Origin of the sequence: Corynebacterium striatum ATCC 6940, from assembly GCF_000159135.1 — a bacterium.
Classification (GTDB): Bacteria; Actinomycetota; Actinomycetes; order Mycobacteriales; family Mycobacteriaceae; genus Corynebacterium; species Corynebacterium striatum.
This window is the reverse complement of record NZ_GG667575.1, coordinates 1-259: the sequence shown is the minus strand read 5'-3', so window position 1 is coordinate 259 and position 259 is coordinate 1. Positions and strand designations below refer to the sequence as shown.

General features: G+C 54.8%; 1 protein-coding gene. It reads right to left on the bottom strand.

Going from position 1 to position 259, the window contains the following annotated elements; all coding sequences use genetic code 11:
* Positions 1 to 103: 103 nt before the first annotated feature.
* A complete protein-coding gene (locus HMPREF0308_RS12800) occupies positions 104 to 247 on the bottom strand; it encodes an ATP-binding protein (protein WP_248630716.1) in 144 nt (47 codons plus the stop codon).
* Between the last annotated feature and the right edge of the window lie 12 nt (positions 248 to 259).

Genomic DNA, 259 nt, shown 5'->3' with positions numbered 1-259 from the left:
TTTAGAAGACTGAAATGGTAGCGGCGTGGTGAGTATCCGGTAGCACCTGAGTGAGTACCCGGTAGCGCAGGGATCATCCAGGTGCCACGGAGACGTTGGAGGGTTACTCGTTGGCTTCTAAGCGCATATTCGGTCCTTCCAGTGTGATGATCTCAGCACCAACGACAAGCCGGTTGAGAATCGACTCTGCAATGACCGCGTCAGGAATCGACGCATACCAGTCTTTCGGGGTGAACTGGGAGGTCACAATCGTCGAGCC